The organism is Bradyrhizobium sp. MOS003, from assembly GCF_003020125.1.
Taxonomy (GTDB): domain Bacteria; phylum Pseudomonadota; class Alphaproteobacteria; order Rhizobiales; family Xanthobacteraceae; genus Bradyrhizobium.
In genome coordinates, this window is sequence record NZ_PYFW01000001.1 from 442,891 (window position 1) to 462,573 (window position 19,683).

15 protein-coding genes are annotated in these 19,683 nt (G+C 64.8%); 5 read left to right on the forward strand and 10 right to left on the reverse strand.

What is annotated here, in order from left to right; genetic code table 11:
- Positions 1–155: 155 nt before the first annotated feature.
- From gyrB to rpsT, 7 genes are all read right to left on the reverse strand, one after another.
- Positions 156–2,591, reverse strand: a complete 2,436-nt coding sequence (gene gyrB / locus C7G42_RS02175; protein ID WP_106947449.1) for a DNA topoisomerase (ATP-hydrolyzing) subunit B — start codon at positions 2,589–2,591, stop codon at positions 156–158.
- A 393-nt stretch (positions 2,592–2,984) separates the two neighbouring features.
- Positions 2,985–5,135, reverse strand: coding sequence for a hypothetical protein (locus tag C7G42_RS02180; protein ID WP_106947450.1), 2,151 nt, complete (start codon positions 5,133–5,135; stop codon positions 2,985–2,987).
- A gap of 139 nt (positions 5,136–5,274) precedes the next feature.
- On the reverse strand, positions 5,275–6,018 hold the full coding sequence (locus C7G42_RS02185) for a hypothetical protein (RefSeq protein WP_106948813.1): 744 nt from the start codon (positions 6,016–6,018) through the stop codon (positions 5,275–5,277).
- Between the two features lie 109 nt (positions 6,019–6,127).
- Complete coding sequence (gene recF / locus C7G42_RS02190) at positions 6,128–7,264, reverse strand: DNA replication/repair protein RecF (RefSeq protein WP_106947451.1); 1,137 nt, start codon at positions 7,262–7,264, stop codon at positions 6,128–6,130.
- 124 nt (positions 7,265–7,388) lie between these two features.
- Positions 7,389–8,507 carry a DNA polymerase III subunit beta gene (gene dnaN, locus C7G42_RS02195; RefSeq protein ID WP_106947452.1) on the reverse strand — a complete coding sequence of 373 codons (1,119 nt, stop codon included), beginning with the start codon at positions 8,505–8,507 and terminating at the stop codon, positions 7,389–7,391.
- Positions 8,508–8,774: 267 nt separating this feature from the next.
- Positions 8,775–10,184 carry a chromosomal replication initiator protein DnaA gene (gene dnaA, locus C7G42_RS02200; RefSeq protein ID WP_106947453.1) on the reverse strand — a complete coding sequence of 470 codons (1,410 nt, stop codon included), beginning with the start codon at positions 10,182–10,184 and terminating at the stop codon, positions 8,775–8,777.
- 1,232 nt (positions 10,185–11,416) lie between these two features.
- Positions 11,417–11,683, reverse strand: coding sequence for a 30S ribosomal protein S20 (gene rpsT / locus C7G42_RS02210; RefSeq protein WP_018319466.1), 267 nt, complete (start codon positions 11,681–11,683; stop codon positions 11,417–11,419).
- Positions 11,684–12,086: 403 nt separating this feature from the next.
- On the opposite strand from rpsT, the gene C7G42_RS02215 reads away from it, so the two are divergent.
- From C7G42_RS02215 to C7G42_RS02225, 3 genes are all read left to right on the forward strand, one after another.
- The gene (locus tag C7G42_RS02215; RefSeq protein WP_028133689.1) at positions 12,087–12,404 is read left to right on the forward strand and encodes a hypothetical protein; all 318 of its coding nucleotides are present in this window, start codon (positions 12,087–12,089) and stop codon (positions 12,402–12,404) included.
- 156 nt (positions 12,405–12,560) lie between these two features.
- Complete coding sequence (msrA, locus tag C7G42_RS02220) at positions 12,561–13,217, forward strand: peptide-methionine (S)-S-oxide reductase MsrA (protein WP_106947454.1); 657 nt, start codon at positions 12,561–12,563, stop codon at positions 13,215–13,217.
- A 254-nt stretch (positions 13,218–13,471) separates the two neighbouring features.
- Positions 13,472–14,218: a polysaccharide biosynthesis/export family protein gene (locus C7G42_RS02225; RefSeq protein WP_106947455.1), complete on the forward strand. Its 747-nt coding sequence runs from the start codon at positions 13,472–13,474 to the stop codon at positions 14,216–14,218.
- Between the two features lie 74 nt (positions 14,219–14,292).
- On the opposite strand, the gene C7G42_RS02230 is transcribed toward C7G42_RS02225, so the two are convergent.
- From C7G42_RS02230 to C7G42_RS02240, 3 genes are all read right to left on the reverse strand, one after another.
- Positions 14,293–14,964, reverse strand: a complete 672-nt coding sequence (locus tag C7G42_RS02230; RefSeq protein WP_106947456.1) for a dienelactone hydrolase family protein — start codon at positions 14,962–14,964, stop codon at positions 14,293–14,295.
- A gap of 171 nt (positions 14,965–15,135) precedes the next feature.
- Positions 15,136–15,474 carry a hypothetical protein gene (locus tag C7G42_RS02235; RefSeq protein ID WP_106947457.1) on the reverse strand — a complete coding sequence of 113 codons (339 nt, stop codon included), beginning with the start codon at positions 15,472–15,474 and terminating at the stop codon, positions 15,136–15,138.
- Positions 15,475–15,494: 20 nt separating this feature from the next.
- Positions 15,495–16,259 carry an alpha/beta fold hydrolase gene (locus C7G42_RS02240; RefSeq protein WP_106947458.1) on the reverse strand — a complete coding sequence of 255 codons (765 nt, stop codon included), beginning with the start codon at positions 16,257–16,259 and terminating at the stop codon, positions 15,495–15,497.
- A 363-nt stretch (positions 16,260–16,622) separates the two neighbouring features.
- Between C7G42_RS02240 and C7G42_RS02245 the strand changes: the two genes are divergently transcribed.
- Both C7G42_RS02245 and C7G42_RS02250 read left to right on the forward strand, forming a co-directional pair.
- Entirely contained in the window at positions 16,623–17,114 is a 492-nt protein-coding gene (locus tag C7G42_RS02245; protein WP_106947459.1) for a (2Fe-2S)-binding protein, read from the forward strand.
- Entirely contained in the window at positions 17,111–19,393 is a 2,283-nt protein-coding gene (locus tag C7G42_RS02250; protein ID WP_106947460.1) for a xanthine dehydrogenase family protein molybdopterin-binding subunit, read from the forward strand. Before C7G42_RS02245 ends, C7G42_RS02250 begins: the two co-directional genes overlap by 4 nt.
- Positions 19,394–19,683: the final 290 nt, after the last annotated feature.

The window sequence follows — 19,683 nt, forward strand, 5'->3', positions numbered from 1 at the left end:
GGCCTTATGGGTCACGCCGTTTCGTCGCAATGGCGGGCGGTGAGGTTCAGCCGAGATACACCCGCGTCGTCATGGCCGGGCTTGTCCGCGCCGAAGCGGCTTTGGCCGCGCTGGCGGGATAAGCCCGGGCACGACAAACATCTGATGCAACGGCCTCAGATGTCGATCGTCGCGCTCAGCGAATGTTCCTGGATGAAGTCTCGGCGCGGCTCGACCACGTCGCCCATCAGCTTGGTGAAGATGTCGTCGGCCTCGTCGACCTCCTTGACTTTCACCTGCAGCAGCGAGCGGGCATTGGTGTCCAGCGTCGTCTCCCAGAGCTGCTCCGGGTTCATCTCACCCAGACCTTTGTAGCGCTGCAGCGTGACGCCCTTGCGGCCGGCGTCGGTGACCGCTTCGAACAGGTCGACCGGGCCGTAGACCATGTGCTCCACGTCCTTGCGCCGCAGCTTGCCGGGGCGAGCATAAACGTCCTGGAGCTTCACGGTGTATTCGTCGAGCTTGCGGGCTTCGGCCGAGCCCAGGAAGGCATCGTCGATGACGGCGGCTTCCTTGACGCCGCGCACCGTGCGCTCGAACTGGAAGCCCTGGCCTTCGACGTATTGGCCGACCCAGCCGCGCTCGACCTCGTCGGCGAGCGTGTCGAGGCGGGCGGCGATGTATTGCGCGGCCGCGGCGGCTTTCTCCGGATCGCCGTAGATCGCCTTGTTGAGCACGCCGGTGATGGCGGCCTGCTCGATCACCTTGCGATTGTAGCGGGTGTGCAGGCTGCGCAGGATGCCGCGGACGGCGCGGGCGTCGTCGATCAGCGAACGCAGATCGCGTCCGGTGCGATCGCCGCCGGAGCCTGGAATGTAGACGCAGTCGTCGAGCCCGGTGTCGATCAGGTAATCCTCCAGCGCTCTCTCGTCCTTGAGGTACTGCTCGGACTTGCCGCGGTTGACCTTATACAGCGGCGGTTGGGCGATATAGAGGTAGCCGCCGTCGATGATCTCGCGCATCTGGCGGTAGAAGAAGGTCAGCAGCAGCGTCCGGATGTGGGCGCCGTCGACGTCGGCGTCCGTCATCACGATGATCTTGTGATAACGCAGCTTCTCGATCGAGAATTCGTCGCTGATGCCGGTGCCGAGCGCGGTGATCAGTGTGCCGATCTGCTCGCTGCCCAGCATCTTGTCGGGGCGCACGCGTTCGACGTTGAGGATCTTGCCGCGGAGCGGCAAGACGGCCTGGAATTCGCGGTTGCGGCCCTGCTTGGCGCTGCCGCCGGCCGAGTCACCCTCGACGATGAAGAGCTCGGATTTCGCCGGGTCCTTTTCCTGGCAGTCGGCGAGCTTGCCGGGCAGCGAGGAGACCGAGAGCGGGCTCTTGCGCGTCAGCTCGCGCGCCTTTCGCGCGGCTTCGCGGGCGGCGGCGGCCTGGATCACCTTGCCGACGATCATCTTGGCTTCGCTGGGGTGCTCCTCGAACCAGGCCTGGAGCGCTTCGTTCAGCACGTTCTCGACCACGGGGCGCACTTCCGAGGACACCAGCTTGTCCTTGGTCTGCGACGAGAATTTCGGATCGGGCACCTTCACCGACAGCACGGCGGTGAGGCCTTCGCGGCAGTCGTCGCCGGTCAGCGCGATCTTTTCCTTCTTGGCATGGGCGTCGGCATAACCGTTGACCTGGCGCGTCAGCGCGCCGCGGAAGCCGGCCAGATGGGTGCCGCCGTCGCGCTGCGGGATGTTGTTGGTGAAACACAGCACGTTCTCGTGGTAGCTGTCGTTCCACCACAGAGCGGCCTCGACGCCGATGCCGTTGGCTTCCGCGCGAACCATGATCGGCGCCGGCACGATCGCCTTCTTGTTGCGATCGAGATATTTGACGAATTCCTCGACGCCCCCGGAATAGTGCATCTCCTCGCGCTTCTCGACTGCATGTCGCATGTCGGAGAGTGCGATGTTGACGCCGGAATTGAGGAAGGCGAGCTCGCGTAGCCGGTGCTCGAGCGTGGCGAAATCATATTCGATGTTCTTGAAGGTCTCGCCCGAGGCGAGGAACGTCACCTCGGTGCCGCGCCTGCCCGGCGCATCGCCGACGACCTTGAGCGGTGCGACCGCATGGCCGTGGGCGAACTCGATGTAGTGCTCCTTGTTGTCGCGCCAGATTCGCAAGCCAAGCTTGCTCGACAGCGCGTTGACGACGGAGACGCCGACGCCGTGCAGGCCGCCGGAGACCTTGTAGGAGTTCTGGTCGAACTTTCCGCCGGCGTGGAGCTGGGTCATGATGACTTCGGCCGCCGAGATGCCTTCGCCCTTATGGATGTCGACGGGAATGCCACGGCCGTCGTCGCGCACCGTGACGGAATTGTCGGCATTGAGCACGACGTCGACGCGCGTGGCGTGGCCCGCCAGCGCTTCATCGATCGCATTGTCGACGACCTCGTAGACCATGTGGTGCAGGCCCGAGCCGTCGTCGGTGTCGCCGATATACATGCCCGGGCGCTTGCGGACGGCATCGAGACCCTTGAGCACGCGGATCGATTCCGCCCCGTAATCGCTTGGATTTGAGGGCTCGTTTTCGGCAGGCGTCTGCCGAGCAGGTTCTGTCATGAGAGGCCTTCGAGATGTCGCCCGAATCAGCTGCGCAAAAGGCGCTGATTTGCGAGCTATTTGTGCCACGAAAGAGAGTTTGCGCCTAGCGCAAAGTATCTTCCGCCAACCCTTTGACTAAATGGGGTTTTTTGGCCGGTTTTCAAGCCTTCTGACGGCCAATTTCGAGGGCTGCAAAAAGCCCGATTCGAAGGCGTTTTTCAGCCGTTGAACGGCGTGGTTTTTGCGGGCTCGGGAAGCTGTTTCGAGGCGCGTTTTGAGGCACGCTTATGGCTTCGTCATGCCCGGGCTTGTCCCGGGCATCCACGACCCCGCTAAGCGGACCGAGGAACGTGGAAGGCCGGGACAAGCTCGGCCATGACGATGCCGAGAGAGCAGGAGCGCGGCACAGCCTCAATACATCTGCAGCGGCAGCACGTCGCCGCTCGGGCCGACCAAAAGGCCCCAGGCCTCGCCCGCTGCGACAGTTAATGCCTCGGTGCGGGCGGGCTGCCCGGGCATGCGCAGCGCGTACTGGTACGTGCCCGGCGGCAGATCGAGCATCGGGCCTTTCGGCGATCGCGGGCCGCCGGCCCCGGCAGCGATCTTGACGGTCTGCTTGTTGATCGTCAGCGAGGCCTCGCTCGATCCCATATTGCCAAGCATGAGCCTCGCCTGTCCCTCCTTGGGCATGATGTCGGCCTTAGCAGCTACATCCGCATTCTTCTGTGCCAGATTGACCGTGGTCTCGCCTTTGGTATGGCCGAGTGTGAGCGTGGCCGGGCCCTGCGGTGAGGTGAAGTCGATCTTTGCGCGTTCCGCGGACACGGCTGCGCCGCCGGTCTTTTCCTGCCAGCCGAGCCTGGACAGCTCCGCACGATAAAAGGTGAGAACATCCTGGAGCGGCGCCGGGATGCTGGCGGTCAGCTCGCGGCGCAGCGGCGCCTCGCCGCCGGGGATCTTCGTGGTGGCAAAGGATTTCGACGAACGCTGCGTCGGCACGGGCAGTTGGGAGTCGGAGTCGGGCTTGAGCGGTTCGGAGGATTGGGCCTGTACTTCCGCCGTGGCCGCCGGCTTGGCCGCTTCCGTCACCAGGCCCGAGCCGTTGGCGCGGACATTCACCTTCGGACCCATCTGCATCACGGTCATCGAGATCGACTTGCCGCCCCTGGAGAACGCCATCACCGCCATGTTGGGCTGGTTGATGACGGAGGGCTGCTCCTTCCAGCCCGAGCCCTTCAGCGTCGCACGGTAGAAGGTGCTGAGCGCCTTCACGCTCGACGCCGAGGAAAATTCCAGCCGGCCATCGCCGCCTTCGAAGCTCACGCCTTCGGCGTTTTCGGGCAGCGGCACCGGCGTCTTGCTGTCGGCGAGCACGTTGAGCGGCGCATCGGACAGGGAAGCCGCCTGCGTCTTGCGCCTGGCCTCATCGGCAGCAATGAGCTGCTGGGCAGCACCCAAGGCATCGCCGAGGAATCTCGCATCGGCCTCCTTCTTCGCCTTGGCGCGGGCGGCAAGCGCTGAGTCCTTCACCTGCGCGGTCAGGCTGATCATCGTGAAATCATACTTGCGGCCGAGCCGCAGCACGCCGGTCTCCTCCGCCGAGGAGATATTGATCGCGACATCGTCGCCGGGCACGAGCGGTACCTTGCCATCTTCCTGCCAGCCGCGCGCAACTAGCTCGCGACGATAGAAGGCGAGCACCGCGGGCAGTTCGGCCATCGCGGCCGCCGACATCTCGCGCTTGTTGGAGCTCGCGCCGCCGAGGCCTCGCGCAGACTTGGTTGGCTTGGGGCGCGGCAGGCCGGCCATGTCATCGTCGGCCTCGAGCTCTTGGGGCAGCGCGAACGGCGCCACCCGGATCTCGACATTGGTGCGGCCGTCGAAGCGACGCGTGAGGGTCAGCATCACCGGCTTCTGCTTGTAGAACTGCGTCGTGTCGCCGCCGGGATGGTCGTAGAAGGCGCGTACCCCGTTCGGGACGGTCTCGCCGAGATCGGCGTTCGGCCAGCGTGACGCCGTCTCGGCCGCGAGCTTGCGCCATCCCATGGCAGCCATCTCCCTCCCGAAGAAATCGGAGGTCGCATCCAGCGCGCCGGGCGCGATGCAGCCGAGATAGGGCCGGGTCTCGTCGAACACGAGCTCGGTCGCACCGTCCGGAAACGGCACGTTGGAATAGATCCGGTTCGGCGTGTAGGACACGGCGGACTGGCCGCGGGCCTGAGTGAAGGAGGCACGGAGTCCCTGCCGTCCCTTCTTGAAGGCCAGCGCGGAGCTATTCTCGTCCAGCGGGTACACATAGGGCACCCAGCCCTCCGCGCTCAGCAGCTTCTTGGTGGTCTCCGACGCGGCGGCAACCCCGCCCGGCACGGCGTATGTCACACGATGAGTGTCCGCCCGCGAGGTGTCCTCCACCGCGCCGTCCGGCCGCGGCAGGGTACGGACGTCGATGATGCCGTCGTCTGCTGCGCTCGCGTGACGGGGCGTGCCCGCCATCGCGAGAATGCCGCAAGCAAGGAGCAGCCATCTTGCGGGGGCTTGCGCCCCGCGCCGGATCATCGGCATCGTCAGAACTCCTGGATTTGGGCGCGGCTTCATGCCCGCGCATTGCAGGCTGCGGCACCATCGGCGCGGCCTCAGACCAGAAGTCGCGGCAGGAACCGGGCAGGTTCAACAGGCCGCGCGGGCGAACAGAAGGCGGAGCTCAATACAGCTGGAGAGGCGGCCACGCCGCTCCGTCGCGCCCGACCGCGAGCTCCCAGGTATCGCCGGCTGCGACGGCGAGCATGTTCGTGGTGGCCGGACGGCCCCACGCGCTCAGCTCGTAGGAATATTTGCCGGGCATGAGGTCCAGCGCGACGGCGTTGGCTCCGGCAGGGCGAGGGATGGTCCGCTCGTTGATCGTGAGCACGGCCTCGTTCTCGCCGATGTTGCTGAACACCAGCTTCGCTTTGCCTGGTTCAGGCAGCACGTTCGCGCGTGTGGCGACATCCGAATTCTTCTGCAGGAGATGCACCGAGGTGCTGCCGCCATCGCGGTCGAGCTGCAGCGCTGCCGGCCCGATCGGGGAGACGAAGGCGAGCCGCGCGCGATCGGCGGTGACCACCGCGTCTTCCTGCAGTTCCTGCCAACCGAGCTTTCGAAGCTCGCTGCGATAAAACGTCAGGACGTCACCGAGCGTTGCAGGCACGCGGGCTTCGAGCCTGGTCCGGAGCGGAGCTTCGATGCCGGGCATCACCGTGGTGTGGATTCCGCGATAGCTGTAGCGGGTCGGCGCAGGCAGCCTGGCAGCAGGGTCCAGCGTGAGCGCGCCCGAGAACAGCGGCGGCAGGTTCGACACGAAGGCGCCGGCACTGGCCGCGAGCAGGCAGCTTCCGAACAGCGCGAGGCCGCACGCAATGAGTTGCCATCGTGCCGGAGCTTGCGCTCCACGCCCCACCGTCGCCATGCTCATGCTCCAAGGATGTCGCGCATGGCTGAAATCCCGCGCGATGGCCGCATCTTGCAGCCTCAAGCAGCTAGTCGCGGCCGGAAACGGTCGGGTTCAATGTAGCGGCCTAGCGTCGGGACGAGACCTGTCCGCTCTCGACGTCGAAGACTTCGCCTCCAGCGCCGATCTCGGTGAAGGCGGCCGGATCCGCGCCGGTCAGCCACACTTGCGCGCCGAGCTTGCGCAGCTCGTCGAACAGCGCGGCGCGCCTGCTGGGATCGAGATGGGCGACGACCTCGTCGAGCAGCAACAGCGGCACGATGCCGGTCATCTCGGCGACCAGGCTCGCATGCGCCAGCACCAGCCCGATCAGCAGCGCCTTCTGCTCGCCCGTGGACGCATCGCGCGCGGGCATGCTTTTCGGCGCATAGATCACCTGGAGATCGGTGAGGTGCGGGCCGTCGGTGGTGCGGCCGGCGATGGCATCGCGCGGACGGTTGTCGCGCAGGATCTGGCGATAGCGGTCCTCGACCGACGTCGCCGTCTCGTTCAGCAGCGCGTTTTCCATCCAGCCGTCGAGCGCGATCTGCGCCGATGGAAAAGCGGAGGCCTGCGCGCGCGCATTCAGCATGCCGGTGAGGCGCGCCGCGGTCTGGCCGCGCGTTGCCGCGACCGCGACCGCAAGCTCCGCGGTCTCGCGCTCGATGGCGTCGCACCAATGGTCGTCGTAATTGCGGGTTTCGAGCAGGCGGTTGCGCGAGCGCAGCGAGCGCTCCAGCGCGTTGATGCGGCTGGAATGCTCGCTGTCGATCGCCAGCACCAGGCGGTCGAAGAAGCGCCGCCGCTCCGAGCCTGCGCCCATGAACAGCCCGTCCATCGCCGGCGTCAGCCACACCATGCGGATATGGTCGCCGAAGGCGGCCGCCGAACCCACCGGCTCGCGGTCGATGCGGCAGCGCCGGCTCACGGCGGCGTCAGCGCGCGGCGGCTCGATGCCGGTGCCGAGCGTCGCCAGTCCCAACGCGCCCTCGACCTGCGCCGACACCGCCCAGGAGCCGTCGCCCTGGTTGTCGGCGACGTCTTCCAGCGTCGCGCGCCGCAGGCCGCGTCCTGGTGACAGGAACGAGATCGCCTCGATGCAATTGGTTTTGCCCGCTCCGTTCGGCCCGACCAGCGCCACCATGTCGGCCGCCGTCTCGAGCCCCGCCGCGCGATAATTGCGAAAATGCGTCAGCGTCAGGCGATGAATGCGGGAGGGGGTCATGAAATCCGTTTTCCGTCATGCCCGGCCTTGTGCCGGGCATCCACGTTCTTGGCACCGAAGACGTGGATGGCCGGGACAAGCCCGGCCATGACGATGTAGTGACAGGTATGGATGCCGGTAGGTCTCACACCCGCATCGGCATCAACACGTAAAGCGCACTCTTGTCGTCGCGGTCTTGCACGAGGGTCGGGGAGCCGGGATCGGCGAGCCGGAGTGTTGCGACGTCGCCTTCGATCTGGGAGGCGATGTCGAGCAGATAGCGCGAGTTGAAACCGATATCGAGGGCATCGGAGGCGTATTCGACCTCCAGCTCTTCGGTGGCGCTGCCGGAATCCGGATTGGTCACCGACAGCACCAGCTTGCCCGGCGCCAGCGAGAGCTTCACCGCGCGGCCACGCTCGCTCGAAATCGTGGAGACGCGGTCGACCGCGTTCTCGAAGTCCTTCTTGTCGACGACGAGCTCCTTGTCGTTGCCCTGCGGGATGACGCGGCCGTAGTCGGGGAAGGTGCCGTCGATCAGTTTCGAGGTCAGCACGACGTTGCCGATGGTGAAGCGGATTTTTGCCTGCGACAACTCGATCGTCATCTCGGCGTCGGTGTCCTCGATCAGGCGCTGCACCTCGCCGACAGTCTTGCGCGGCACGATCACGCCGGGCATGCCCTCGGCGCCCTTGGGCTGCACCAGATCGAGCTGGGCGAGGCGGTGGCCGTCGGTGGCGACGCCGCGCAAGGTCGCGGCCTTGGGCGTGCCGGCGGCGTGCAGATAGATGCCGTTGAGGTAATAGCGGGTCTCCTCCGTGGAGATCGCAAACTGGGTGCGGTCGATCAGCCGCTTGACGTCCTTGGCGGCGAGCGAGAACGAATGCGACATGTCGCCGGCGGCCAGATCCGGGAAATCATTCTCCGGCAGGGTCTGCAGCGTGAAGCGCGAGCGGCCGGCGCGGATCGCCAGCACGGCGCGGTCGCCGTCGGCTTCGAGCACGATCTGCGATCCGTCCGGCAGCTTGCGTACGATGTCGTAGAACATGTGCGCCGGCACGGTCGTGGAGCCCGCGGTCGCGGTTTCCGCCGGCAGCGTCTCCGTCACCTCGAGGTCGAGGTCGGTCGCCTTCAGCGACAATTTGGCGTTCTCGGCCCGGACCAGCACGTTGCCGAGGATCGGAATCGTGTTGCGGCGCTCGACCACGCGATGGACATGGCCCAGCGACTTCAGGAGTTGCGCGCGTTCGACCGTAACCTTCATTGCACTACTCGCCCGATCCCAAAGAAAACACAGCGTTGGAAAAGCCGGGCGGCGGAACGCGCGCCACGGCACCGAAGACCCCGGAAAGCCCGATCATCCAGCCGATATGACCAAAGCCGCCAGGGTCGCGCAAGGTGGCTCGGAAAGCCATCCGTTTCAAGGGATTGGGGCCCCAGTTCCGCACGATTCCCACGATTTACCGCCCAAAAGAAAACCGCCGCCCCAGGCGTGGCCGGGACGGCGGGAGAATGGCGGGAGCTTAGGCTTCTATTCCTGAAGCTGGCGCTTCAGCGACTCCACTTCCTCGGACAGCGCGGTGTCCTTGGAGACCAGGGCCTCGATCTTGCGTACGGCGTGCAGCACCGTGGTGTGGTCGCGCCCGCCGAATCGGCGGCCGATCTCGGGGAGCGAGCGCAGGGTCAGCGTCTTGGCGAGATACATCGCCACCTGGCGCGGGCGCACCACGTTGGCGGTGCGGCGTGAGGAGAGCAGGTCGGAGCGGCTGACATTGTACTGCCGCGCCACCACGCGCTGGATGTCCTCGATCTTGATCCGCTTCGGCTCCTGCGGCCGGACCAGGTCCCGCACCTCGTGCTCCGCCATCTCCAGCGTCACCGGCCGGTTGTTGAGCTTGGAATGCGCCAGCAGGCGGTTGATCGCGCCTTCGAGGTCGCGGCCATTGTGGGTGATGGTGCGCGCCAGATAAAGCAGCACCTCCTCCGGCACCTCGAAGGTCGCATGATGGGCGCGGGCGGCTGCGACGCGCGATTTGAGGATGCCGTGGCGCAGCTCTTCGCCGAGCGAGCCCATCTCGACCACGAGGCCGCCGGCGAGCCGCGAGCGGACGCGGTCGTCGAGGCTTTCGAGATCGGACGGCGGACGGTCGGCCGCGATCACGACCTGGCGGCCGGCATCGATCAGCGCGTTCAGCGTGTGACAGAACTCGGCCTGGGTCGACTTGCCCTGCAGGAACTGGAGATCGTCGATGACAAGCACGTCGATGCCGCGCAGCGCTTCCTTGAAGGCCAGCGCCGTCTGCGTCTTCAGCGCGGCGACGAAGCCGTACATGAATTTTTCCGCGGTGAGATAAAGCACCTTGCGCTCGTTGCCGGAATTGCCGGCCCAGGTCACCGCCTGCAGCAGATGCGTCTTGCCGAGCCCGACCCCGGCATGGATGTAGAGCGGATTGAACATCACGGGATCGCCGCGGCGACCTTCCGCGACCTGACGCGCAGCCGCATGCGCCAGCGTATTGGAGCGGCCGACGACGAAGCTTGCGAAAGTCAGGCGCGGATCGAGCGGCGAGCCGCCGAGCGCGTCATGATTGGCCGACACCGGCGCGGTTGCGGTCGAGCGCAGCTCCGGCGTGGGCGCGCGTCGCGTCTCGACCGGCGCGGGGGCTTCCTTCGGCTGGACCACCGGGCGCACGGCCGAACGAACCGTGAGGTCGATGCGATGCACTTCGGGCATCTCGGCCTGCCAGCACGACAGCACGCGCTCGGCATAATGGGCCTGGATCCAGCTCTTCAGAAAGCGCGTGGGCACCGAGAGCCGCACGCTCTCGTCCTGCACGCCTTCGAGATCCATGCGTGCAAACCAGCTCGTGTAGACGTCTTCGCCAACGTTCGAGCGCAGCCGGCTCTTCACGCGTGACCAGCGATCCTGTTCCATTGTCATCGTCAGAAAACTTCTCTTGAGAGATAAGGTTGCGTGGTGAGCGCCATGCAGGGCTTCCTGTCATGGCGCGACCTCAAGCGAGTCCATCGTCGGGCATGGCTCGACCGTTCGGCGGAATGCGCCGCGGGTCAGATCAGCGATGTCGGAGATGGAGAGTTCGCGAGGTCAGCGCGTACTCGACGCGCTTTCGCAGGTGGGAGGCTGAACGCTGGACGGATCGGAGACGGCATCGTTGAACGATGGAACTTGTGTCAATACCGCGTTGAATCCGTAGGACATGATACCTCCCCGTCCTGCCGTGATAGCTCACGGCAAGGTCCTGCGTGTGAAAGACAGTCGCTCACGTCGCGAATGTCCCGCCCGTCGTACTCGTCGTCCGCGCGGCTTCGCCATCGCTCGTGCCGGGGTAACTTTGCGATGTCCGTGCGCCTCGTGAGATCGGGATCGCAAGATCCCGTTTGGAGACGTTCAGACAAAGAGCTACCATTCCCACATTGCTATGGGTTTTTGATCCGACATTCGCTTTTTGAAGCGTCGCCTACGTGCACACCGCCGCCGATTTGCACGCTCGCCCCGTTTCCTAAACCGCGCTGGTCTGAAGATCGTGGGCGCCGCTGACGACTAAGGAATACACTAAGCGGAAAGACTCGCAACGAATTGATTCTCACTTGAGCCACCAAAAAAACTTGACGTCGGTTAACGCCGCACGCGAGTTGTTCACAGGCTCGGAAGCAAGTTTCTGGATTCGTGCGCAGAATCGAGAATGCCGCATCTCATGTGACAATTCTCCGCCACCGCCAATTTTTTTTACAAATTTGTCACGCGCCCGACGCGCGGGGCGAATTTTCCAAATGCTTGCGGTCGCTATGTCGATAAGTGATTAGCGAGTCATCGTTTTTTGAGTCTCGTTTCACAGGGTAACTCCACGCTGATGTGCGTTCCTGTGAATCTACGGTGTGTAGAACTTTGGTCGCCCGCGGATTCAAGTTGAGCCCGCAGCACAGGGGTTTTTGCAACGCGGTGGAAGTTTCGCCTGTTGCAGGAGATCCGCAAGTAGAATTACGGAACGAAACATAGCGCAAGCGGAGCAAACCCTCCAATCGATGGTCGACTGCGGTGTGACGCGTGCGCGAAATGACAGGCAACAAAAAAGCCCGGCTCGGTGCCGGGCTATTTGACGCGTATGATGTTGGATTGATCGTCGATCAATCCGTCGCCGTTACTTGACGATCTTACTTCGCGAGCTTGGCGATCTGCGCGGTGAGCCGCGAGACCTTGCGGCTGGCGTTGTTCTTGTGAATGATGTTGCGCTGGGCGGCGCGCATCAAGGCGGGCTCGGCATTCGCCAGCGCCTTCACGGCAGCGGCGCGGTCGCCGGTCGCGATGGCTTCTTCGACGTTACGCACGGCACCGCGCATCTGGGTGCGGCGCGACTTGTTGACGGCGGTGCGGCGGGCGATCTTGCGCGTCGCTTTCTTGGCGGAGGTGGTATTGGCCATGGTCTCAATATCCTTTGCGGGTACCGGTCGCGTCTTGGTCGGGTAGCGCCGGCTTGCTTGACCGCGTAATCGACGCTCGGATTAAGGGTGTTCGGTTGCTGGGCTGTCCCCGGAACATGAGCGACAGCCTTGCGGCTGTCTCTGAGGCCCAAAGAGCCTCTAAGCTCAAGGCGCCTGCAACTGCTCAAAGAACAGCGGCGGCAGGATTGCGCCCGCCGCCAGTTGGCGCCCTTATAGAGAGGGTCTTCGGCACCGTCAACGCTTTCCAAGCTGGAAAAGCGGCCTCGAGGGCTCTCCAGGGGCGCCGTAACGCCCTGAAGAGGTTGAATTTATGCCGTCTCCCGGCTATTGGCTGGCGGCGTTTTATCGGCTTCTCCGATCGGACGACCATATAGGGTGAGGCATGATCCGCGGCTTTTTCCGACTGATTGGGCTGTTGCTGCTCGCCGGCGGGTTCATCTTCATGGTCTATGACGGCGCCCGCTGGGTGGCCGATCAGACCCTCAGATTCACCCGGTTCGGCCAGTTCTGGAACGACATCAATCAGGCCAGCCAGTCGGCATTCCGCACCTGGGTCGAGGCCAAGGCGCCCTGGCTCTGGACCTCGGTGATCCGCCTGCTGCTGGATCAGCCCGTCTTCGCCGTCCTCGGCATTCTCGGCATCCTGCTGATGATCCTGTTCCGGCCGCGGAAACCGCTGATCGGCTATTCCCGGGATTGATCCTCAATTCCCGCCGGGATTGAGCGCGCGCGAGACGCGCGGCGTAACAAGACTGCCCACGCCAGCGTAGATCCCTATATTCCCACCTGATCGCGAGCACGCCGCCCGGGCATCTGGCTCAGGCGACGGAGAGCTCGTTCCCTCGGAGATCAAATCATGCTGTTCATGCGCAAGACCACCGCGTTGCCGAGCGCAGCCGAGGCGCTGCCCGGCCGTGCGCAAGCGATTCCGACCGCGACCACCCATTTCGTTAACGGCCGCAAGCTGCAGCCGCCTTATCCCGCCGGTTTCGAGCAGGCGGTGTTCGGGCTCGGCTGCTTTTGGGGCGCCGAGCGCAAGTTCTGGCAGCTCGGCGACGGCATCTACACCACCGCCGTCGGCTATGCCGGCGGTCACACGCCGAACCCGACCTATGAAGAGACCTGCTCGGGCCGCACCGGCCACACCGAAGTGGTGCTTGTCGTGTTCGATCCGAAGAAGATTTCCTACGAGACATTGTTGAAGACGTTCTGGGAGAGCCACGACCCGACTCAAGGCATGCGCCAGGGCAACGATTTCGGCACGCAGTACCGAAGCGCGATCTATTCGTTTAGCGATGCGCAGAAGAAGGCGGCTGACGAGTCGAAGGCGCTCTATCAGAAGGCACTTGCTGCGAAGGGCCTCGGCGCCATCACCACCGAGATCGCGCCGGCAGGCGAATTTTTTTTCGCTGAGGATTACCATCAGCAATATCTGGCGAAGAATCCCGCCGGCTATTGCGGCCTCGGCGGCACCGGCGTGTCCTGCCCGATCGGCGCCGGTGTGAGCGCGTAAGCCAACCACGAACTCGGTGCACCTCTCCCGCTTGCGGGAGAGGTCGCATTGCATCGCAGATGCAATGCGGGTGAGGGTTCTTTCCTCTAGGGGGCTGTCCCGATGTGGAGACACCCTCTCCCCAGCCCTCTCCCGCGAGCGGGAGAGGGGGCGCGCCGCGCCAGTGGCGAGCATCATCGCAGCCCCCAACTCAACGCTTTATTAACCATAACCGGTGCATCACTTAACCCGTCTCGTTTCGAGGGATTGGTCTGGTGCCGGTTGCACGCGCGTTTCGATGGTCGATCTTGGCAGCGTCACTGGCAGCGTCCGCCGCGCTGACACTTGGCGGCTGCATGCAGACCGCCGGTCCCGTCGCGGTGATGCAGCCGCGCGCCGATCTCGACACCATGGCATATGGCCAGCCCTACGGTGCTCCGCAGCCGGTCGTCGTTGCCAACGGCGGCGGCGCCATCGGCGCGCTCACCAATTCCTTCGCTCCATCGCCTGCGCCCATGCCTGTCGGCTACGCTGTCCCGATGGCGGCACCAGGACGCTACGATGCCTCCTACCATCTCGACGCCGGCGACAAGCTTCGCGTCGTGGTCTACGGCCAGGAAGGTCTCACCAACAGCTACGCCATCGATGCCGGTGGTTCGATCACGATGCCGCTGATCGGCGGAGTGCCCGCACGCGGTCGAACTCCGGCAGGGCTCGCCGGTGAAATCGCCGCGCGCCTGCGCAACGGCTACATCCGCGAGCCATCGGTCGCTGTCGAGGTCGAGTCCTATCGCCCCTTCTTCATTCTCGGCGAAGTCACCGCGCCCGGCCAATATCCCTACGTGCCGAACATGACGGTCGAGAGCGCGGTCGCGATCGCCGGCGGCTTCTCGCCCCGCGCCAAGCGCGATGTCGTCACCATCACGCACACCGAGAACGGCGGCTCCATGCGCGCCGTGGTGCCGCTCGGCACCCCCTTGAACCCCGGCGACACCGTGTTCGTCGGCGAGCGCTGGTTCTAACGAATTTATCCTCTCGTCATTCCGGGCCTGCACCGCTGCGCGGCGCATCCCGGACTGACGGCGGTGAGAGATCGCTACTTCAAATGCTTCGCAAAGAACGCCATGCTGCGCGGCCAGGCGATGTCGGCGCTGGCCTTGTCGTAGCTCGCGCGCTCGTCGCAATGGAAGCCGTGCTGGGCGCCCGGATAGACGAACACCTCCACGTCCGGCCGCTTCGACTTGATGGTCTCGACGTCGGTCAGCGGGATGCCCGCATCCTTCTCGCCGAAATGCAGTTGCGTCGGAAACTTCGGCGTCTCGTCGGCAAAGCGCACCACCGCGCCGCCGTAATAGCCGATCGCAGCCTTCAGTCCCGACAGCCGCGTCGCCGCGACGAAGGCGATACTGCCGCCTAAGCAAAAGCCGATGATGCCGACCGGGCCCACGCTCTTCACCGCATCGATCGCGGCCTGGGTGTCGCGCAGCATCGCGGCCCAATCGGGATTGGCGACGAATTTGCGGGCTTCGGCGATCTCATCGGGCGTGTAGCCCGACTGGAAGCCCGGCGCGGTGCGGTCGAAGATCGACGGCGCGATCGCGACATAGCCTTCCCCGGCGAGGCGGTCGCAGACCGAGCGGATGTGGTGATTGACGCCGAAGATCTCCTGGATCACCACCACCGCGCCCTTCGGCGTGCCTGAGGGATCGGCGCGATAGGCGCCAAACTGGAAGTTGTCGGAAGCCGTCAGCCTGATGTCTTGTCCCACGCGGGTTGTCCTTCTTGGTTGTCCATCGGAAATTTCAGCTCTCTCCCCTCATCCTGAGGAGCGCGCTCTTGCGCGCGTCTCGAAGGATGAAAGCCGAGGTGTAGCAGCGGGGCCTTCATGTTTCGAGACGGCGCTTCGCGCCTCCTCACCATGAGGGGTGAGAGCTGCGCGTTACTCCCACATCCAGTTCTCGCCGTAATCCTCCTTCCATCCTGCCAGCCGTCCGTGGCGGAATTGCAGGAACAGGCGGTGGCGGGTGGGGATCAAGCCACTGCCGCCGATGTTACGCAGGGCAAGATAGATTTCGTTGCCGGGACGCCCGCGCACATATTGCAGGGGTTGCCTGAGGGCACGGGCGGTCTGCTCGGCATCCATGCCGAAGACGAGCGGAACATTGTTTGACAAGGTCGTGACGAAGGGCTGGCGCGCCGGCACCGCCCCGAAGGGTTCGGCCTGCGCTGCCGACAACAGCGCCGCCATTGCGCCCGCCGCGAAGATCGCTCGCATCATGGTCCCGCGTCCCTGATTGCCTATGCCGGCAAGTTCTTCAGGAAAGGCAGCACCGCGTCAACAAAAGCCTGGGGCTGATCGATGTTGACGGCGTGGCCGGCCGCGGGGATCACGACCTTTTGTGCGCCCGGGATTTTTGCCGCCATGTAGTCGGACGCGGCGAGGAACGGGGTGTCGTCGGCGCCGACCACGATCAGGCTGGGCACCTTGATGTCGGGCAGCAGTTCGATCACGCGCGCATCCCGCTGGGTCAGCATGCCGCGCGCGGCCAGCGCCAATCCCCTGGCGTCGCGATGACTGGCCGTGGCGCGCTCGCGCGTCGCCGATTTCAGCATGTCGAGACCTTCGCGATCGAGCTTGTCGGAGGTCGCAAGCGCCCGTGCATTCCAGGCCTCGCGCGCGTCGTCCTTCTTGAAGCCGGGGCCGGTGTCGATGATCAGCAGCGCGCGGGCGCGTTCCGGATAGGCGCGATAGAACGCCAGCGACATGTAGCCGCCGAGCGAGAGGCCACCGATGATGGCGCGCTCCGCGCCGACGGCATCGAGGATCGCCGCCATGTCGGCGACCGTCAGCGCTTCGCTGTAGGCGTCGGGATCATCGGGATAATCGGACTGGCCGTGGCCGCGCATGTCCCACAGGATCAGCTGATGGTCCTTTGCGAGCGCATCGATTTGCCCGTGCCACATCGCCGAGGTCGAGGAATAGCCATGGGTGAGCAGCAGCGGCGGCCCGTTGCCGTGAACCTCGTAGTAGATTCCGACGCCGTCCCGATCGATCCTTGGCATTGTTTTCCGCCCTTTCCTTTTTATTGGTCGCCACGACGTCGGTGGACCCTTTCCCGCAGGGGAGAAGAAAGTCGCGCCAGCGGCAGCAGCTTAGCTTGCCAAGTTACCTCGAAGAAACTGCCTGAACGCAATGGCACGCATGTCCGACAACGCTCTCTATTGCGTCCAGTCGCTGCTCTGGTCCTGCTCTCGCAACGCACAACGTAGCGACGCAGCGTTTGTTTCGACTGCTTCCAAATTGCATTTGCCTCCGCACCCGAACCCGATCATTCTCGCCGCCAAGGTGGGCCGCCAGCCCGGTGGGCGTCCGCCATTCAAGTTGCCGCCGTAAGCGGCTTCATGCACCGGCAGGGGAAGACGCCTATGCCAACACTCACCATCAACGGGCGGAGTATGTCCGTGGATGCGGCGAACGACACGCCGCTCCTCTGGGCGATCCGCGAGCAATTGCAGATGACCGGCACAAAATTCGGCTGCGGGGCCGGGCTGTGCGGAGCCTGCACGGTGCACGTCAACGGCGAAGCCGTGCGCTCGTGTCAGACCATGGTCGGCGATGTCGCCGGCAAGAAGATCACCACCATCGAAGGCCTCTCCGCCAAGGGCGATCATCCCTTGCAGAAGGCGTGGGTCGCCGAGCAGGTGCCCCAATGCGGCTACTGCCAGTCCGGACAGATCATGCAGGCGGCATCGCTGCTGTCGAAGAATCCCAATCCGACCAAGGAAGAGGTCGTGGCGCATATGGACGGCAATCTCTGCCGCTGCATGACCTATTCGCGTATCCAGAAGGCAATCATGCGCGCCGCCACCGAGATGCGCACTGCATCCGCTTCCGGCAACGAGCGGAGGCCCACATGAACAAGCACGTGAAAAACGTCACCCCCGTGGCGACCGACCTCAGCCGCCGCTCATTCCTCGTGGGCAGTGCCGCAACCGGCCTCGTGCTCGGTTATGCAGGCGTGCCCGGAATAGGTGAAGCGCTCGCGGCGCCGTCGAACTTCGAGCCAAGCATCTGGTACGCGATCGCGCCCGATGGCCTGGTCACCGTCACGTGCGGCAAGGCCGACATGGGCCAGCACATCGCCTCCACCATGGCGCAGATCGTGGCCGAGGAACTCGGTGCGAAGTGGAGCGACATGCGGGTCAACCTCGCCTCCAACGACCCGAAGTTCAACGACCCCGTGCTGGGCGCGCAGATCACCGGCGGAAGCTGGTCGACCATGATGAACTTCGACGCGATGAGCCGGGCGGGTGCGGCCGGACGCATGGCGTTGACCGAGGGCGCCGCCGCCGCGATGGGCGTGCCGGCCTCTGAACTCGCAGTGCGCGATTCCATGATCGTGCACGCGAAATCGAAGAAGCAGATGTCGTTCGCCGACGTCGTCAAGAGCGGCAAGGCGACGAAAACCTTCACGCCGGACGAGCTCAAGGCGATCAAGCTGAAGACACCGGATCAATACACCATGATCGGTGTGTCGGTGCCGCAGCTCGACATTCCCTCCAAGACCAACGGCACGGCCAAATACGGCATCGACGTCATGCTGCCGGGCATGGCCTATGGCGCGGTCGTGACACCGCCGGTGCGTTTCGGTGCCACCGTGAAGTCGGTCGACGACGCGGCTGCGAAGAAGGTGCCGGGCTTCATCAAGGCCGTCACCCTCGATGACAAGACCGGAACGACCTCGGGCTGGGTCGTCGCGGTCGCCAGCACCTATGCCAACGCCAAGAAGGCGGCGCAGGCGCTGAAGATCACCTATGACGGCGGTCCGAACGCGAAGGTGTCGAGCCAGTCGCTGCTCGACGAGGCCAAGCGGCTTCAGGCCTTGGAGGATTCCGGCCAGTTCTTCGTCAAGGACGGCGATCCCAATGCGGCCTTTGGCTCGGCGGCGAAAGTGGTCGAGGCCGAGTACACCACCAGCATCAACATCCACGCGCCGATGGAGCCGATGAACGCCACCGCGGAGTTCAAGGGCGACATCCTGCACATCTATTCCGGCAACCAGTTCGCGACACGCTCCGGCGCGATCGCGGCCGGCGCTGCCGGGATCGATCCGAAGTTCGTGGTGATGCATCAGATGTGGCTCGGCGGCGGCTTCGGCCGCAGGCTCGATGCCGACATGATGATTCCTGCCGTGCAGGCGGCGAAGGCGGTCGGCAAGCCGGTGAAGGTGATCTATACGCGCGAGAACGACATGACGATGGATTTCTCGCGTCCGCTCACCTACCAGAAAGTGAAAGCCGGCGTGGACGGCGACGGCAAGCTCACCGCGCTCAGCCACGACGTCGTGTCGGCCTGGCCGACCGCGCGCTGGGGGATCCCCGATTTCCTCACGCCCTCGGTCGACAAGAAGGGGCCGCTCGACAGCTTCACTGTCAACGGCGCCGACTTCTTCTACACGGTGCCCAACCATTATGTGCGCGCGATCAAGAACGAGCTCGCGCACAACGCCACGCCGTCCGGCCAGCTCCGCTCGGTGGCACCTGGTTGGACCTTCTGGGCCGTCGAAAGCATGATCGACGAGATCGCGGCTGCGACCGGCAAGGACCCGGCCCAGTTCCGCATCTCGCTGCTCGACGGCGCCGGCAAGAACGACGGCGGCGCGCAGCGGCTGCGCAACACGCTGCTCGCCGCGATGGGCCTTGCCGGCTACGGCAGCCGCAAGCTGCCGAAGGGCGAGGGCATGGGCGTCGCCTGCGTGTCGTCGCAGGAGCGCGCAAGCGCGAGCTGGACGGCCTGCGTCGCCCATGTCGCGGTGGCTCCTTCGGGCGAGGTGACCGTGAAGAAGCTCACGGTCGCAACCGACGTCGGCACCCAGGTGCATCCCGACAACATCCGCGCCCAGGTCGAGGGCGCGGCGCTGTGGGGCCTGTCGCTGGCGATGTACGAGAAGGCGACGCTGAGGGACGGTGGCATCGAGCAGACCAATTTCGACAGCTACACGCCCTTGCGCATGAGCCAGGTGCCGGAGGTCGCGGTCGCCGTGATCGCCAATGGCGAGAAGGCCACCGGCGTCGGCGAGCCTGCGGTGACGGTGGTCGCGCCCGCCATCGGCAACGCCATCTTCAACGCAAGCGGCGCCCGCGTGCGGGCACTGCCCATTACGGCGGAAGCCGTGAAGGCGAGCATGAAGGCGTAGCGCGCAACGCGATTGCCGAATGAGAAGATCCGCCGGGGGACAACCTCCGGCGGATCTGTTTTGGTGGCTGTCTCCCTCCACGAAAGGGGAGCCGACGGCAGCGGCGGGGGCAAAGGCGTTCAAAATTCCCCTTTGCCATCAATGCCGTTCTACTGTGCATGGGGTTGTTTTCGCAAATTTTGCATGTCGGCCTCCCGAAACCGAAATCCGTAAAATTGCGCATAATTCCAGAAGGTTCCATTGAGCACGCCTCTTAAGGGCCGGAGAACCTGATCAGGCTTAGGCTGACG

Coding starts and splice junctions, on each gene's coding strand:
- gyrB (WP_106947449.1), bottom strand. CDS start 2,591: ATGACAGAACCTGCTCGGCAGACGCCTGCCGAAAACGAGCCCTCAAAT.
- C7G42_RS02180 (WP_106947450.1), bottom strand. CDS start 5,135: ATGCCGATGATCCGGCGCGGGGCGCAAGCCCCCGCAAGATGGCTGCTC.
- C7G42_RS02185 (WP_106948813.1), bottom strand. CDS start 6,018: ATGGCGACGGTGGGGCGTGGAGCGCAAGCTCCGGCACGATGGCAACTC.
- recF (WP_106947451.1), bottom strand. CDS start 7,264: ATGACCCCCTCCCGCATTCATCGCCTGACGCTGACGCATTTTCGCAAT.
- dnaN (WP_106947452.1), bottom strand. CDS start 8,507: ATGAAGGTTACGGTCGAACGCGCGCAACTCCTGAAGTCGCTGGGCCAT.
- dnaA (WP_106947453.1), bottom strand. CDS start 10,184: ATGACAATGGAACAGGATCGCTGGTCACGCGTGAAGAGCCGGCTGCGC.
- rpsT (WP_018319466.1), bottom strand. CDS start 11,683: ATGGCCAATACCACCTCCGCCAAGAAAGCGACGCGCAAGATCGCCCGC.
- C7G42_RS02215 (WP_028133689.1), top strand. CDS start 12,087: ATGATCCGCGGCTTTTTCCGACTGATTGGGCTGTTGCTGCTCGCCGGC.
- msrA (WP_106947454.1), top strand. CDS start 12,561: ATGCTGTTCATGCGCAAGACCACCGCGTTGCCGAGCGCAGCCGAGGCG.
- C7G42_RS02235 (WP_106947457.1), bottom strand. CDS start 15,474: ATGATGCGAGCGATCTTCGCGGCGGGCGCAATGGCGGCGCTGTTGTCG.
- C7G42_RS02240 (WP_106947458.1), bottom strand. CDS start 16,259: ATGCCAAGGATCGATCGGGACGGCGTCGGAATCTACTACGAGGTTCAC.
- C7G42_RS02245 (WP_106947459.1), top strand. CDS start 16,623: ATGCCAACACTCACCATCAACGGGCGGAGTATGTCCGTGGATGCGGCG.
- C7G42_RS02250 (WP_106947460.1), top strand. CDS start 17,111: ATGAACAAGCACGTGAAAAACGTCACCCCCGTGGCGACCGACCTCAGC.